At 63.0% G+C, this 13,411-nt stretch carries 14 protein-coding genes; 1 reads left to right on the forward strand and 13 read right to left on the reverse strand.

What is annotated here, in order from left to right; genetic code table 11:
• Window positions 1-31 precede the first annotated feature (31 nt).
• The 13 genes from MUB52_RS20030 to rpsM form a co-directional block, all read right to left on the reverse strand.
• Window positions 32-1,330, reverse strand: coding sequence for an amino acid ABC transporter permease (locus tag MUB52_RS20030; protein ID WP_263845924.1), 1,299 nt, complete (start codon window positions 1,328-1,330; stop codon window positions 32-34).
• Between the two features lie 3 nt (window positions 1,331-1,333).
• Complete coding sequence (locus MUB52_RS20035; protein WP_263845925.1) at window positions 1,334-2,548, reverse strand: amino acid ABC transporter permease; 1,215 nt, start codon at window positions 2,546-2,548, stop codon at window positions 1,334-1,336.
• Between the two features lie 131 nt (window positions 2,549-2,679).
• On the reverse strand, window positions 2,680-3,696 hold the full coding sequence (locus MUB52_RS20040) for an amino acid ABC transporter substrate-binding protein (RefSeq protein ID WP_263845926.1): 1,017 nt from the start codon (window positions 3,694-3,696) through the stop codon (window positions 2,680-2,682).
• Between the two features lie 190 nt (window positions 3,697-3,886).
• Complete coding sequence (locus MUB52_RS20045) at window positions 3,887-4,603, reverse strand: ATP12 family chaperone protein (protein WP_263845927.1); 717 nt, start codon at window positions 4,601-4,603, stop codon at window positions 3,887-3,889.
• Window positions 4,600-5,262 (reverse strand): HAD-IA family hydrolase, encoded by a 663-nt coding sequence (locus tag MUB52_RS20050; RefSeq protein ID WP_263845928.1) that lies wholly within the window; start codon window positions 5,260-5,262, stop codon window positions 4,600-4,602. Before MUB52_RS20050 ends, MUB52_RS20045 begins: the two co-directional genes overlap by 4 nt.
• Window positions 5,262-6,299 carry an RluA family pseudouridine synthase gene (locus MUB52_RS20055; protein WP_263845929.1) on the reverse strand — a complete coding sequence of 346 codons (1,038 nt, stop codon included), beginning with the start codon at window positions 6,297-6,299 and terminating at the stop codon, window positions 5,262-5,264. The genes MUB52_RS20050 and MUB52_RS20055 overlap by 1 nt, the downstream gene beginning before the upstream one ends.
• Window positions 6,296-6,676 carry a fluoride efflux transporter CrcB gene (gene crcB, locus MUB52_RS20060; RefSeq protein ID WP_263845930.1) on the reverse strand — a complete coding sequence of 127 codons (381 nt, stop codon included), beginning with the start codon at window positions 6,674-6,676 and terminating at the stop codon, window positions 6,296-6,298. Before crcB ends, MUB52_RS20055 begins: the two co-directional genes overlap by 4 nt.
• A 31-nt stretch (window positions 6,677-6,707) precedes the next feature.
• Window positions 6,708-8,015, reverse strand: a complete 1,308-nt coding sequence (locus tag MUB52_RS20065) for a replication-associated recombination protein A (RefSeq protein WP_263845931.1) — start codon at window positions 8,013-8,015, stop codon at window positions 6,708-6,710.
• 3 nt (window positions 8,016-8,018) lie between these two features.
• Complete coding sequence (locus MUB52_RS20070) at window positions 8,019-9,404, reverse strand: trypsin-like peptidase domain-containing protein (protein ID WP_263845932.1); 1,386 nt, start codon at window positions 9,402-9,404, stop codon at window positions 8,019-8,021.
• 120 nt (window positions 9,405-9,524) lie between these two features.
• Entirely contained in the window at window positions 9,525-9,944 is a 420-nt protein-coding gene (rplQ, locus tag MUB52_RS20075) for a 50S ribosomal protein L17 (RefSeq protein WP_263845933.1), read from the reverse strand.
• A gap of 154 nt (window positions 9,945-10,098) precedes the next feature.
• On the reverse strand, window positions 10,099-11,115 hold the full coding sequence (locus MUB52_RS20080) for a DNA-directed RNA polymerase subunit alpha (RefSeq protein WP_263845934.1): 1,017 nt from the start codon (window positions 11,113-11,115) through the stop codon (window positions 10,099-10,101).
• Between the two features lie 110 nt (window positions 11,116-11,225).
• Window positions 11,226-11,615 carry a 30S ribosomal protein S11 gene (gene rpsK, locus MUB52_RS20085; RefSeq protein WP_159974560.1) on the reverse strand — a complete coding sequence of 130 codons (390 nt, stop codon included), beginning with the start codon at window positions 11,613-11,615 and terminating at the stop codon, window positions 11,226-11,228.
• A gap of 14 nt (window positions 11,616-11,629) precedes the next feature.
• Entirely contained in the window at window positions 11,630-11,998 is a 369-nt protein-coding gene (gene rpsM / locus MUB52_RS20090) for a 30S ribosomal protein S13 (RefSeq protein WP_263845935.1), read from the reverse strand.
• A 310-nt stretch (window positions 11,999-12,308) separates the two neighbouring features.
• Here rpsM and MUB52_RS20095 point away from each other — a divergent pair, with 310 nt between their 5' ends.
• Entirely contained in the window at window positions 12,309-13,331 is a 1,023-nt protein-coding gene (locus tag MUB52_RS20095; protein ID WP_263845936.1) for a hypothetical protein, read from the forward strand.
• Window positions 13,332-13,411 lie beyond the last annotated feature (80 nt).

Consider the following 13,411-nt stretch of genomic DNA (forward strand, 5'->3'; position numbering starts at 1 on the left):
TTCCCTACCGCTTTCGCTACTTGAGGGAGGATTAACGGTGGTCGGTCGCAAGGCGACGTTCGAGCCATTGTGAGTATTGCGAGATGCCGTAGCAGACGATGAAGAAGAGGACCGAGGCGAAGCCCAGCAATTCCCAGTAGACACCGTTCCATTCCGTCGAGGCCAGGATCGGACCCCGGATCATGCCGACGATGTCGAACATGCCGATCACCGACACCAGCGTGGTGTCTTTGAAGAGCCCCACGGCAATGTTCACGATGCCCGGAATCGAGATCTTCAGCGCTTGCGGCAGGATGATCAGCCGCATCGCCTGCGCATAGTCGAGGCCCAGCGAGTCCGCCGCCTCATACTGCCCCTTGGGCAAGGCGGCGAGGCCCCCCCGGATCACCTCGGCGATATAGGCCGAGGAGAACATGGTGATCATGATGACCACACGCAGGAACAGATCGAGCGTGGATTCTGGCGGAAAGAAGTAAGACAGCATCACGCTTGCCACAAAGAGCAGAGTGATCAGCGGCACGCCCCGAATGAACTCGATGAAGATCACACAGATCCACTTGATCAAAGGCATGTTCGACTGCCGACCCAGCGCCAGAGCAATGCCCAGCGGGACAGACAGAGACACGCAGGTCACGCCGAGCATCATGTTGAGCATGAAGCCCCCGAGATCGCGGCTCGGCACAGCGCCGAGCAGTGCGTTCTGAGACGCGCTGGCCGGGATCAGCCAGCCGCCCACGGTCCAGACAATGAAGGCCGCAATGATGGCTCCGAAGAAGCCCATGGCAAAGCTGCCCGCAACGAGGCGCTGATAGACCGCGGCACCCGCCGCGAAACCGGCGAGGGCCACAAGTGGCGTCAGGATGGTGCCGCCCCAGATCAGCCAGTAGGCGGCAAAGGGGAAGAGCGCTGTTACGATCAAGAGCTTGCGCGGCAGATCGAAGAAGAGAACCGGGGCCGCGGCAACGAAGAAGAGCAACAGCGCCAGCATCGGACGCCAGTAGTACTCCGGCGGGTACTTGAAGCCGAAGAGCAACTGGTTCCACCGTTCGGTCAGCACCGAGAAACAGGCACCGACCGCACCGTCGAGCACCTCGCGGCACTGCGCGAGGCTCTCGGTGTTCCAGATGCCGTTTGCGATCCAGGGCATGGTCCCGGCCAGCACCACCCAGATCACGTAGAGCGCTGCGATGGTCAGCAGACCGTTTGCGGGCGTCGCAAAGAGGTTCTCGCGCATCCACTTGACTGGCCCGGTCGCCGCATAGGGCGGCGGGGCTGCCGGGATTTCACTGGTTCGTACGAAGGCGACGGAATGGGCATGTGTATCGGACATGTCTCAGCGCTCCTTCAGCTTCACGGCGTTGTTGTAGACGTTCATCACTGCCGAGATCAGCAGCGAGATCGTCAGGTAGAACAGCATCAGCAAGAGCACGCATTCAATCGCGCGGCCCGTCTGGTTCAATGTGATGCCGCCCAGCGTCGCGGTGATATCGGCGTAGCCCACGGCGATCGCGAGCGACGAGTTCTTGGTGATGTTGAGGTATTGCGAAATCAGTGGCGGGATGATCACGCGCAGCGCCTGTGGCAGCACGACGAGGTTCATCACGCGACCCGGGCGCAGACCGAGGGCCGAGGCCGCCTCGGTCTGCCCCTTGCTGACCGCCTGGATCCCCGCCCGCACGTTCTCTGCAATGAAGGCGCCGGTGTAGATCGAGAGCGCGAACCACAACGCAATCAGTGGCGCGCCCACCTGAATGCCGCCGCGGAAGTTGAACCCGCCCAGCTCGGGGATATCCAGCCCGATGGGGCGCCCCATGATGTAGAACATCAGGATGGTCGGCAGAAAGAAGATCGCCAGGCTCGGCCACCCCATGGGCAGCAGCTTGCCGGTGTCATAAAGCAGTTTGGTGGCGTAGCGGCGATATCCGATCACCCCGATGATCGAGGCGATGAAGGTGGCTACCACAACCATCGAGCCCGGGCCCCAGACGGGTGCCGGAATATACACGCCGCGGTTGGTGAAGGCGAAGAGCCCCAACAGCATGGAGGCCTCGGGCTCATCGCCCCGGAAGGCACGGGGCGCGGGCATCACAGCCGTCATGATCGTGAAGATGATGATGATCCAGATCAGCACGGGGATGTTCCGGAAAATCTCGACGTAAAAGGACATCAGCTTGCGCACCAGCCAGTTGTTCGACAGGCGCAAAACACCGGCGATCACGCCGAAAACCGTCGCGGTGACACAGGCCAGAAAAGCCACCAGCAGCGTATTCAGAATACCGACAATCGCGGCCCGCGCATGGCTGGACCGGCTGTCATACTCGATCAGCCGCTGGTTGATGTCATACCCGGCGGGATCGCCCAGGAAATCATACGCGATGTTGAGCCCGGCGGCGCGCAGGTTCTGCAGCAGGTTGTTGCCCAGATACCAGATGGCCAGTGCGAGCACTATCGCAGCAATCGCCTGAAACGTCAGGGACCTGTACCGCGTGTCGTTGATCAACATAGACAGGCGGAAGGACTCCTGCGGTGGGTCCGTCAGTGTCGTCATTTGAAATTCCCCGTGGTTCCGACCTTGGTTTTGACGGGCACGTTTTGCGCCTCGGCGGTCGGGTCTCTTTTTTGTGGGTCGTCATAAGGAAAGGGCGCAGGTTGGTCCCTGCGCCCTTGCCCATTTCAGCTTTAGCGGAAGGGCGGAGAGTAGATCAGGCCACCGTCGGTCCACTGAGCGTTGAGCCCGCGGGCCAGCCCGATGGGGGTCTCTTCGCCGATGTTCTTCGCGAAGATTTCGCCGTAGTTACCTTCAGCGGAAATAGCGCGCTTGGCCCAGTCGGCATCAAGGCCGAGCATCTCGCCCAGCGTGCCTTCGGTGCCCAGCAGGCGCGCCACTTCCGGGTTTCCGGTGTTTGCCGACATCTCGTTCACGTTGGCCGAGGTCACACCCAGCTCTTCAGCTGTGATCAGCGCGTTCAGCGTCCAGCGCACCACGTCACCCCAATCGTCATCGCCGTGACGGACCAGCGGACCCAGCGGCTCCTTGGAGATGATTTCGGGCAGTAGGACGTGATCGCCCGGCGCCTCGAATGTGGCGCGCGTAGCCGCCAAGCCCGACGCATCGGTCGTGTAGACATCACAGGCCCCTGCAAGGTACTGCTGCTGCGCTTCGGCGTTGGTCTCAATCGGAACCGGCTCATAGCTGATATTGTTGGTGCGGAAGAAGTCCGCGAGGTTCAGCTCGGTCGTTGTGCCGGTCTGGATGCAGACGGTCGCGCCATCCAAATCCTTGGCCGAAGTCACACCCAGAGCTTTGGGCACCATGAATCCCTGGCCGTCATAGTAATTGACGCCCACGAACGTGAATTTCAGGTCAACATCACGGCTGAAGGTCCATGTGGTGTTGCGGGCCAGCATGTCGATTTCGCCCGACGCAAGCGCTGTGAAACGTGTTTTTCCGGTTGTCGGTACAAACTCGACAGCCGACGGATCGCCCAGAACTGCTGCCGCAACCGCGCGGCAGACGGCCACGTCGAAGCCTTTCCACTCGCCGTTCGCATCCGGTGCGGCAAAGCCTGCCAGACCGGTCGCCACGCCGCAGTTCAGCGTACCGCGCGCCTTGACATCGTCCAACGTACCCGCGGCCGCAGCGCTCGCTGACAGGCCAGCGACGGTCAGCGCGCCGAGAATTATAGATTTTTTCATTTTTACCTCTTCCTGATTTTCCACCCCTTACCGGGCGGGTCAACCGGCACTCGTTGGCCGGAGGCGATATGCAGGGTTAGCCCCTCCAAGTGGGCCATATAGTGGTCGCAATCGCGCGCGTAGGTCAAGGGTATGCAACGGAAAATGAAGCTGCGCCCACGGCTTCCAAGCGCATTGCTCAATGTGAGCGCTAAAATGCGGAGTTTGAAAGATCAAAAACCACCTTTGCGTGTTGAAAGGCTTGGAATTTGACGGCGGCCGCGGCCTCGGCCTCGTCATCCTTACCCCATTGTTCCGCCTGCCAGATTTCGTCGAGACGGGAAATGTCCCAGAGGGCGTCGATTTTTTGCAGATCTTGCGCTGCCGCAAAGCCGAGAATCAGCGATCCCGATAGGCTCACCAAGTCATGAAAGGCCGTCAATTCGAAGACCGAGAGCGCATGCACCCGGGCGCTCAACCGCTCCAGCGCCTCGGACGTCTGCGGCGCGTGCATCACACCCGTACGCGGCGAGAGCCGCGCCTCCAAGGCGGTCTCGGCCCAATCGAGGATCGGATCCCACTGGGCGGCCTGGCGGGTCACCAGCTCGGCCGGTTGTGCCGCGCGATAGCACAGCAGATCGCTGTCACCATAGGCGGCGATCATGTCAGCCACTTCGCGACGCTGCACCGCGACCTTGTCGAGTGCTGCGTTGGCCGTGCGCGTGAACGGCATGCTCAGCGGATCGACCACCGCCTCCTGCGCCGCCCATTCCGCGGCCACCGCCTCGGCCAGGCCACGCGTCGGGACCACGAGCGCACGCTTTGCCGGTGTCTTCACCGGGCGCCCGTCCAGCGCGATACCAAAGCCCTCCGAAACCTCGGATACCTCCGCGGAGGTCCAGAAGCGTCTGGCCTTCCATTCGCTCATACCCCTACCCTCCAATGCCGCGCCAAGGCGGTTTCGAGCGCGGCAAAGTCATCCGCCACCGTATGTGCCGCGTGCAGCGCCTTGACCGGGTGATAGCCCCAACTCACACCAAACCCCGGCACACCCGCAGCTGCGGCCATCTCCATGTCGAAGCTCGTGTCGCCGATCATCACTGTCTGCGCCTTGGACGCACCGACTTCGGCCATGGCCTGATAGAGCATCGAGGGGTTTGGCTTTGACGGGTGAAAGTCGGCCACCTGTTGAGTGACGAACACACCGTCGAGCCCATGCGCTTCGAGCAGCTTGTCGAGACCCCGCCGCGATTTGCCCGTCGCAACTCCGAGCAGCACATCGGGCTCTGCGCCGAGCCGCTCCAGCATCTCCTGTGCTCCGGGATAGAGAGGCGAGGATTGGGCCGCCCCCGTCTGCGCCCGAAGTGCCACATAGGCGTCCTTGTAGGCCGCGACCATCCGCCCGTGGTCCGCCGCTGGCGCAAGCCGCTGCATGGCCACGTCGAGCGACAACCCCACGATACCCAGGACATCCGCGCGCGCCGGAGCACGCTCGCCCACGGCCGCGAAGGCCTCCGCCATCGCCGCCAGGATATCGGCCTGGCTGTCCACCAGCGTGCCGTCCACATCGAAAATGACCAACCGCATCACAGCGCCTCGAAGGGATCTTCGGCTGCCAGGTCTTCTGTCCAGCCGAAGGTCTCCCAGCTCTGGGCCATATGCGCAGGGAGCGGTGCCGTCACGGTGATGATCTTGCCGCTCTCCGGCTGTTCGAAGCGCATCATACGTGCGTGCAGGTGCAGCTTCTTCGAGATGATACCACCCAACTGCGCGCCCCAGCCGTCGCCCATATTCTCCTGACCGGAGCCGCCATATTTGCCGTCGCCCGCAATCGGATGCCCGATCTCGGCCATATGCGCCCGCAACTGATGGGTGCGCCCCGTGATGGGCTCCATCGCCACCCAGGCTGCCCGCGCGCCCACCCGGTAGAGCGTGGCATAGAGCGTATGCGCGCGTTTCGCACCCGGTGTCTCATCAATCTCGCGGGGGTGGATCGCGATCATCTTCTCGCCCTCGCCGCCCTGCCCGCGCCCCGGCGCCTTGACCAGCCCGAAGCGGATTTCGCCCAGGTAAGGCGTGGGTACGCCGGCGACCAGCGCCCAGTAGATCTTGCGCGTTTCCTTGTGTCGCATCGAGGCGGTCAGCGCTTTCGCAGCAGCCCGGGTGCGCGCCAGCAGCAAAACGCCCGAGGTGTCCTTGTCGAGCCGGTGCACCAGCCGCGGTTTCTCCTCCAGCCCGAACCGCAGCGCCTCGGCGAGCCCGTCCACGTGGCGGGTCTGTTTCGAGCCCCCTTGCGTCGGCAGCCCGGGTGGCTTGTTCAGCACGACCACCTGGTCGTCGCGGTAGATCACGCAGGACTGGATCATCTTGGCATCGGCGTCCGACACTGCCGTCCGCTCCGGTGCGGGGGCTGCACTGTCTGGCAAGGGCGGCACACGGACCTGCTGCCCGGCCTCCAGCCGGGTCGCGGCCTTGACGCGCCCGCCATCGACCCGGATTTCGCCCTTGCGGCACATCTTCTCGATCCTGCCCTGCGGCACATGCGGGAATAGCCTCCGAAACCAGCGGTCCAATCGCTGGTCCGCGTCATCCGCGGCGACGGTCACGGTCTGCACACGGCTCATGCCATAGCCCCGCGTGCGAGCCAGAGCCCCAGCATGAGCCCCCCGATCGACAGCCCGACGGACAGCGCCACGTAGAGCCCCGCCGCGCCCAGATCACCGCGCTCGACCAGTGTCATCGTCTCCAGTGAGAAGGCAGAGAAGGTCGTGAACCCCCCCAAGAGGCCCGTCATCACGAAGGGGCCGAGATGGGTCAGCCCTTTCTGCGCGGCCACCACCACAAACACCCCCATCAGGAAGGACCCCAGAACATTCGCCGCCATGATCGCGAGCGGGAACTCCGAGGGCCCTGTCAGGCGCAGGAACGCCACGCCCCAGAGAAAGCGCAAGGACGCACCAAGGGCCCCGCCAAGGGCCACCATGATCAAAGAGGTCAACATCCGCGGTCTGTCCCGCAGGCTTGGGCAATTGTCAAGTTTCGCGCTTGGCGCGCAGCTTTGCAAAATAGGCCACGCGCTTTTGCAGATCGCGCTCGAAGCCGCGTTCGACAGGCGCGTAGAACGCCTGCCGGTCCATGCCCTCGGGGAAGTAGTTCTGCCCAGAAAATCCGTCCTCCGCGTCGTGGTCATAGGCGTAGCCCGCACCAAAACCCTGATCCTTCATCAGGCTGGTCGGTGCATTAAGGATATGCTTGGGCGGCGGCTCCGATCCGGTCTGCTTGGCCGCTTTGCGCGCGCCCTTGTAAGCGACATAAGCCGCATTGGATTTCGGGGCGAGTGCGAGATAAACCAGCGCCTGCGCCAGTGCAAGCTCTCCCTCCGGGCTGCCCAACCGCTCGTAAGTTTGCCAGCTCTGCAGACAAATCGCCTGCGCTTGTGGATCGGCGAGCCCAATGTCCTCGACCGCCATCCGGGTGATCCGCCGTGCGAGAAACCGCGGATCCTCCCCGCCCTCCAGCATCCGCGCAAACCAGTAGAGAGCGGCATCCGGATCCGAGCCGCGCACCGATTTGTGCAGTGCGGAAATCAGGTTGTAATGCGCATCGCCCGACTTGTCGTATTGCGCCGCGCGGCGCATGAGCCGCGTCCCCAAAGCCTCCGTGTCCAGCTTGCCCTCGACCGACCAGGCCGCCACCTGCTCGATCAGGTTCAAAAGCGCCCGCCCATCGCCATCCGCCATTTCCAGCAAGGCTTCGCGTGCGGCGCCATCAAGCGGCAAGGCCGTTCCCAGCTCTCGCTCAGCCCGCTGCGCCAACAGTTCGAGATCCTTGAGATCCAACCGCTCCAGCACCATGACCTGCGCGCGGCTCATCACCGCGGCATTCAGCTCGAAGGAGGGGTTCTCGGTTGTGGCCCCGACCAGAAGGATCGTGCCATCCTCCATATGCGGCAGAAACCCGTCCTGCTGCGCCTTGTTGAAGCGATGGATCTCGTCCACGAAAAGCAAAGTCCCCTGACCGTTTTGCCGCCGGATCTTCGCCGCCTCGAAGACCTTGCGCAGTTCCGGCACGCCGGTGAAGATCGCACTGATCTGCACGAACTGCAGGTCGGTCTCATGGGCCAGCAGCCGGGCGATGGTTGTCTTCCCCACACCGGGCGGCCCCCAGAAGACCAGCGAGCCCAGCGCGCCCGCTTCCAGCATCACCCGCAAAGGTGCCTCGGGCCCCAGGATCTGGTCTTGCCCGATCACCTCATCGAGCGTCTGTGGCCGCAGCCGGTCCGCAAGCGGGCGGTGCCCCCCACCGTCCTGCTCCGTTTCGCTGGCAAAGAGATCAGCCATCGCTCACACTCCGAACCGCAGCACGACCCGTTGCGCGCCGCGGATCACCGTCACCGCATAGCTGCGGGACCGGCTGCGAAACGCCTCGACCACATCGCGAGGCCGCTGAACCGCCCGGTCGTTGACGCCCACGATCACATCGCCGACGCGCAGGCCCACCCGCGATCCGAACCGTCCCGTGTCCGTCACGATCACGCCAGCGCTCTCGAGCGGAAGGTTGAATTCCGCAATGACGGCCGGATTCACCCGCGCCAGCTCCAGACCGGGCAGGATGTCGCCGCGCTCCAGTGTCAGAGGCTCCCGGTCCGGCACATCCGGGGCGGGCATCAGCCGGACCTCGGTCTGCTGCGCCGCACCCGCGCGCAGATAGCTGATCTGCGCCTGCCGACCCAACCCGATCACGCTCATCCGGTACACCATCTCAGGTGGAGTGTTCACCGGCTGACCATTCACCGCGACGATCACATCGCCCACCGCCACGCCCGCTTGCGCAAAGGGGCTGTCAGGATGCATGGCGGAGATCACGATGCCGCCGGGCCGGGCCAGGCCGAAGGCTTCGGCCATCTCCGCATCCACGGGTTGGCCACCCATCCCCGCCCAGGGGCGCTCGAACCGCGCCCGGCCTTCGCGGGCTTGCGCAACGAAGGCCGCAACGAGATCGGCAGGGATGGCGAAGCCGATCCCGTTCGAGCCGCCCGAGCGTGTCAGGATCGAGGTGTTGATGCCGATCAGCGCACCGGTCACATCGATGAGGGCGCCACCGGAATTGCCCGGGTTGATCGGCGCGTCGGTCTGGATGAAGTAGCCACGACCCGAGCCCGTCGCCGCCCCGGAGCGCGCGAGGCCAGACACGATCCCGCTGCTCACCGTCTGGCCGACACCGAAGGGGTTGCCGATCGCCAGCACCAACTCGCCCACCTCTACCGTATCGGAGGCCCGGAGCGGCAGGAACGGCAGATCCTCCGCGCCCTCGATCTGCAAGATCGCCAGATCGCTCTCGGCATCTCCCAAAAGCACGCGCGCGGTGTACTCGCGCCGGTCCGCCAACACGACGCGGATATCCGTTGCCATACCCACCACGTGGTAGTTCGACACGACGATCCCGTCCGCCGACAGGATCACGCCCGAGCCCAGCGAATTCTGCACGCGCGGCTCGGGCGTCCCGAAGCCGTCAAAGAAGCGGTCGAAGAACGGATCGCCCTGGAACGGGCTGCGTCGGGTCTCCCGCAGCACCTGAGCGTAGATATTGACGACCGCCGGTGTCGCCTGCCGGACCAGCGGCACGAAGCTCAGATGCATCTGCTGGGCCGACTGCGGCACCTGCTGCGCGGCCAAGGGAACCGCAAGGAGACTTGACCAGATCAGCAGCAGTAGTCCGACAGTTCTCATCGGGGCCTCCAACAGCGCGCGGGCGCCAGCTTCTTCTGGCTCTAAATATCCCCGCCGGAGGCATAAAAAAACCCTTGTCCCGCATCGGGACAAGGGCCTTGGCGTGCAGAGAGGCATGCCTTAGTCTTCGGCGGCCTCCTCGGCAGCCAGGCGCGCCTTGTCGGCCGCCCCCTTGGCGTCGCGGTCGCGGTCCACGAACTCGATGATCGCCATCGGCGCCATGTCGCCATAGCGGAAGCCCGCTTTCAGCACGCGCACATAGCCGCCCTGGCGGTCCTTGTAGCGTGGACCCAGCACGTCAAAAAGCTTGGTGACATACTGGTCCTGCTTCAGCTTGGCGGCGGCCTGACGACGCGCGTGCAGATCGCCGCGTTTCGCCAGCGTGATCATCTTTTCGATGATCGGGCGCAGTTCTTTGGCCTTGGGAAGCGTTGTCTTGATTTGCTCATGTTCAATGAGCGAGCCCGCCATGTTCGCCCAGAGCGCCTTGCGGTGCTCATGTGTGCGATTCAGGCGGCGATACCCACGTGCGTGACGCATTTTTCATCTCCTAGGTTGCCCTCTACAGGCTGTTTTGCTTTGTCTGACCGGGTGATGCGTGTCACCCGGCTCTCCTTGGGGCCTTTTGGCCCGGATCGTCCCCGCCACCCGCGGGCATTACAGTCCCGCCGGCGGCGGGCTGTCCCGAAGACCCCTAGAAGGCGTCTTCGAATTTCTTGGCCAGATCCTCGATGTTGTCTGGCGGCCAGTCTTCCACGTCCATGCCCAGATGCAGGCCCATGCCCGAGAGCACTTCCTTGATCTCATTGAGCGACTTGCGGCCAAAGTTCGGCGTGCGCAGCATCTCGGCCTCGGTCTTCTGGATGAGGTCCCCGATGTAGACAATATTGTCGTTTTTCAAGCAGTTAGCCGAACGAACAGACAGTTCCAGCTCGTCCACTTTCTTGAGCAGAAGCGGGTTGAACTCCAGACCGTCGTCTTCATCTGCACGAGAGGCCGACTCCGGCTCGTCGAAGTTCACGAAGATCCCGAGCTGATCCTGCAGGATGCGCGCGGCGAAGGCCACCGCATCATCCGGCGTGATCGAGCCGTCGGTGTCGACCTTCATGGTCAGCTTGTCATAGTCCAGCACCTGGCCCTCGCGGGTCGGCTGCACGTCGTAGCTAACCTTCTTCACCGGCGAATAGATCGCGTCGATCGGAATGAGGCCAATCGGCGCATCCTCGGGCTTGTTCTTCTCGGCCGAGACATAGCCTTTGCCCTGGTTCACGGTCAGTTCCATGTAGAGATCCGCCCCATCATCGAGGTGGCAGATCACGTGATCGCGGTTCAGCACCTCAATGCCTGCGCTCTCGGAAATGTCCCCGGCCGTGACAACGCCCGGACCCTTTGCGGAAATCGAAAGGCGCTTGGGTCCCTCCACTTCCATGCGGATCGACACGCCCTTCAGGTTGAGGATGATGTCGGTCACATCCTCGCGCACGCCCGCCACGCTGGAAAACTCGTGCAGCACGTTATCGATTTGCACGGATGTAATCGCCGCACCCTGCAGCGACGACATCAGCACCCGGCGCAGGGCGTTGCCCATGGTCAGGCCAAAGCCGCGCTCCAGCGGCTCAGCCGTCACAGTGGCCTGACGCGCGGGGTCGTTGCCCGGCTTCACGTCCAGCTGCTGCGGCTTGATCAACTCGGCCCAATTCTTGTGGATCATGCGTCCCTCCATTCTTGTCAGCGCCCCATGTCCAAGGCTGCGACTCTCGAGGTTTCAAAAAGCGGATGGGGGCCGCGAGCATGCCCGCGACCCCGGTTGTTCAAAATCTCTTAGACGCGGCGGCGCTTCGGTGGGCGGCACCCGTTGTGCGCCATCGGTGTCACGTCGCGGATGGAGGTGATATTGAAGCCGGCGGCCGCCAGCGCACGCAGCGCGCTTTCCCGGCCAGAGCCCGGGCCCTGCACTTCCACTTCCAGCGTCTTCACACCGTGTTCCTGCGCCTTGCGGCCCGCGTCTTCGGCAGCCATCTGCGCGGCATAAGGTGTGGATTTCCGCGAGCCCTTGAAGCCCATTGTGCCGGCGGACGACCAGGAGATCGCATTGCCCTGGACATCCGAGATCAGGATCTTGGTGTTGTTGAAGGAGCTGTTCACATGCGCCACACCAGCGGCGATATTCTTGCTGGCCTTTTTCTTAACGCGTACGCGGTCACGTGCCATTGATCAGACCCTCCCTACTTCTTCTTGCCGGCAATGGCCTTTGCGGGGCCTTTGCGGGTGCGTGCGTTGGTGTGGGTGCGCTGACCGCGAACCGGCAGGTTGCGACGGTGGCGCAGCCCGCGGTAGCAGCCGAGGTCCATCAGGCGCTTGATGTTCATCTGCACGTCACGGCGCAGGTCGCCTTCGACGGAGTAGTTCGCGTCGATATGCTCGCGGATCGACAGAACCTCTGCATCGGAGAGCTCGTTGACCCGGCGGGCCTGGTCGATGCCAACCGCTTCGCAGATGGCCTTGGCCGAGGAGTTTCCGATACCGGTGATGTAGGTAAGGGCGATGGGAACCCGCTTTGCAGTCGGGATGTTTACGCCGGCAATACGTGCCACGTGTCCAATTCCTTTTCGTTGCGGGTCCGTAGTTCCAGACCCTTTTTTCACAACGTAAGCCCGAAGCTTTTCAGGGCGTCGGGCGTTAGCTGATCAGGTGATCTTGCATCTCGGGAGCGACCCTCAGTGCAAATTGATTCTCAGTCGAGATAGCGCGTGGTATGGGGTTTTCGCCCAAGCGTCAAGCCGATCCTGCGATGCATTTTCAGGCGGCTGGACTCCGCTGGACTCACACAGCTCATCCGATTGTGGACCACCCCATGTCGCCACGCTAGGTTGTAGTCTACAGCTTTGCCTATTAAGAGCCCCAATGTCGAAATTCGCTACCGACCGCAAGGCCATCGAACGCAAGTCACAGCCCGTGCGCCGATCCTCCGGCAGACACGAAAAATCCGATCCCGCTCTCGACGCCCTGCAGGCCAAAGCAGATGGCAGCCTCCTGGTCGCACAGCTTCGACACGTGCAATCCCGCGCGACCGGGGTCGTCCAACGCGAAGTCGATACCTCCTCCAGCCCGTCGCTGGGGCGCGGCGATCCAAACTATGAATACCCCCTGCCGGCCCGCGATGGCGTGCCCAAATGGGCGGCGGAGGAGTACGAAGACGCGCCCGATCGTCTGCCAATCACCGGGTCCGCGAACGACTACTATGCCACCGGCACCCTCCCCTGGGACAAGAGCGGCGATGTGACGGAGGAGACCAAGGCCGAGTTCAACGATCCCCACCTGACCCTGATGTGCAGCACCGACAACGGCAAGATCGGCAGCATCTACTTCGAAGGCGGCCGGGTGCGCACCACCCACAAGAGCGGACCAACCACATCGAAACATCCCGCGGACCGCACCTTCCAGTACAACATTGACCGCGACGCGGCCTGGGACCGCTTCGTCAAGAGCGGCGGCAAAAGACGCATTCTGAAAGCAGAGCGCAAGAAGCCCAAGGCGGACCGCGTCAGCGAGAACCGCCTCTTCAATCGCTGGATCGCCCAGCAGCTCAAAGGCAAGAAGGTCAAAGCCACGCCTGCATGGGCCAAACTTCTGGAGAGCCCGGACGACGCCTTCGAGACCCCCGCGGAAGCGGATGCGAGCAAGTTGAAGCTGTTCGAGGTGATGTTGAAACCGAACACCAAAATCCAGAGCAAGCACCCCTCGCGCGGGGCGGCGACGCAGATCGTCATCAAGCGATCCGACCTGGAAAAACTGAAAGGAGTCGGACAGCTGATGTCCGGTGAAAAGGATCCGAGAACCGCGAACGAACTCTTTTACGAGTACGTGCGCAAACACATACCCGATTTGCTGAAGTTCATCAGACATCCATCCGAGATCAAATATTAGGCCACCTTGAGACGTATAAGACAGCAGAGCGTTACCGTTCTGATCTCCTGCGTTGGAAAAACCGGCGCAAGGATCTCTTC

The sequence above is a fragment of the Roseobacter sinensis genome (assembly GCF_025755255.1).
Taxonomy (GTDB): Bacteria; Pseudomonadota; Alphaproteobacteria; order Rhodobacterales; family Rhodobacteraceae; genus Roseobacter; species Roseobacter sinensis.

What these genes read in the sequence shown, in the direction of transcription:
- MUB52_RS20030 (WP_263845924.1), bottom strand. Translation starts at nt 1,330, where the DNA reads ATGTCCGATACACATGCCCATTCCGTCGCCTTCGTACGAACCAGTGAA.
- MUB52_RS20035 (WP_263845925.1), bottom strand. Translation starts at nt 2,548, where the DNA reads ATGACGACACTGACGGACCCACCGCAGGAGTCCTTCCGCCTGTCTATG.
- MUB52_RS20040 (WP_263845926.1), bottom strand. Translation starts at nt 3,696, where the DNA reads ATGAAAAAATCTATAATTCTCGGCGCGCTGACCGTCGCTGGCCTGTCA.
- MUB52_RS20045 (WP_263845927.1), bottom strand. Translation starts at nt 4,603, where the DNA reads ATGAGCGAATGGAAGGCCAGACGCTTCTGGACCTCCGCGGAGGTATCC.
- MUB52_RS20050 (WP_263845928.1), bottom strand. Translation starts at nt 5,262, where the DNA reads ATGCGGTTGGTCATTTTCGATGTGGACGGCACGCTGGTGGACAGCCAG.
- MUB52_RS20055 (WP_263845929.1), bottom strand. Translation starts at nt 6,299, where the DNA reads ATGAGCCGTGTGCAGACCGTGACCGTCGCCGCGGATGACGCGGACCAG.
- crcB (WP_263845930.1), bottom strand. Translation starts at nt 6,676, where the DNA reads ATGTTGACCTCTTTGATCATGGTGGCCCTTGGCGGGGCCCTTGGTGCG.
- MUB52_RS20065 (WP_263845931.1), bottom strand. Translation starts at nt 8,015, where the DNA reads ATGGCTGATCTCTTTGCCAGCGAAACGGAGCAGGACGGTGGGGGGCAC.
- MUB52_RS20070 (WP_263845932.1), bottom strand. Translation starts at nt 9,404, where the DNA reads ATGAGAACTGTCGGACTACTGCTGCTGATCTGGTCAAGTCTCCTTGCG.
- rplQ (WP_263845933.1), bottom strand. Translation starts at nt 9,944, where the DNA reads ATGCGTCACGCACGTGGGTATCGCCGCCTGAATCGCACACATGAGCAC.
- MUB52_RS20080 (WP_263845934.1), bottom strand. Translation starts at nt 11,115, where the DNA reads ATGATCCACAAGAATTGGGCCGAGTTGATCAAGCCGCAGCAGCTGGAC.
- rpsK (WP_159974560.1), bottom strand. Translation starts at nt 11,615, where the DNA reads ATGGCACGTGACCGCGTACGCGTTAAGAAAAAGGCCAGCAAGAATATC.
- MUB52_RS20095 (WP_263845936.1), top strand. Translation starts at nt 12,309, where the DNA reads ATGTCGAAATTCGCTACCGACCGCAAGGCCATCGAACGCAAGTCACAG.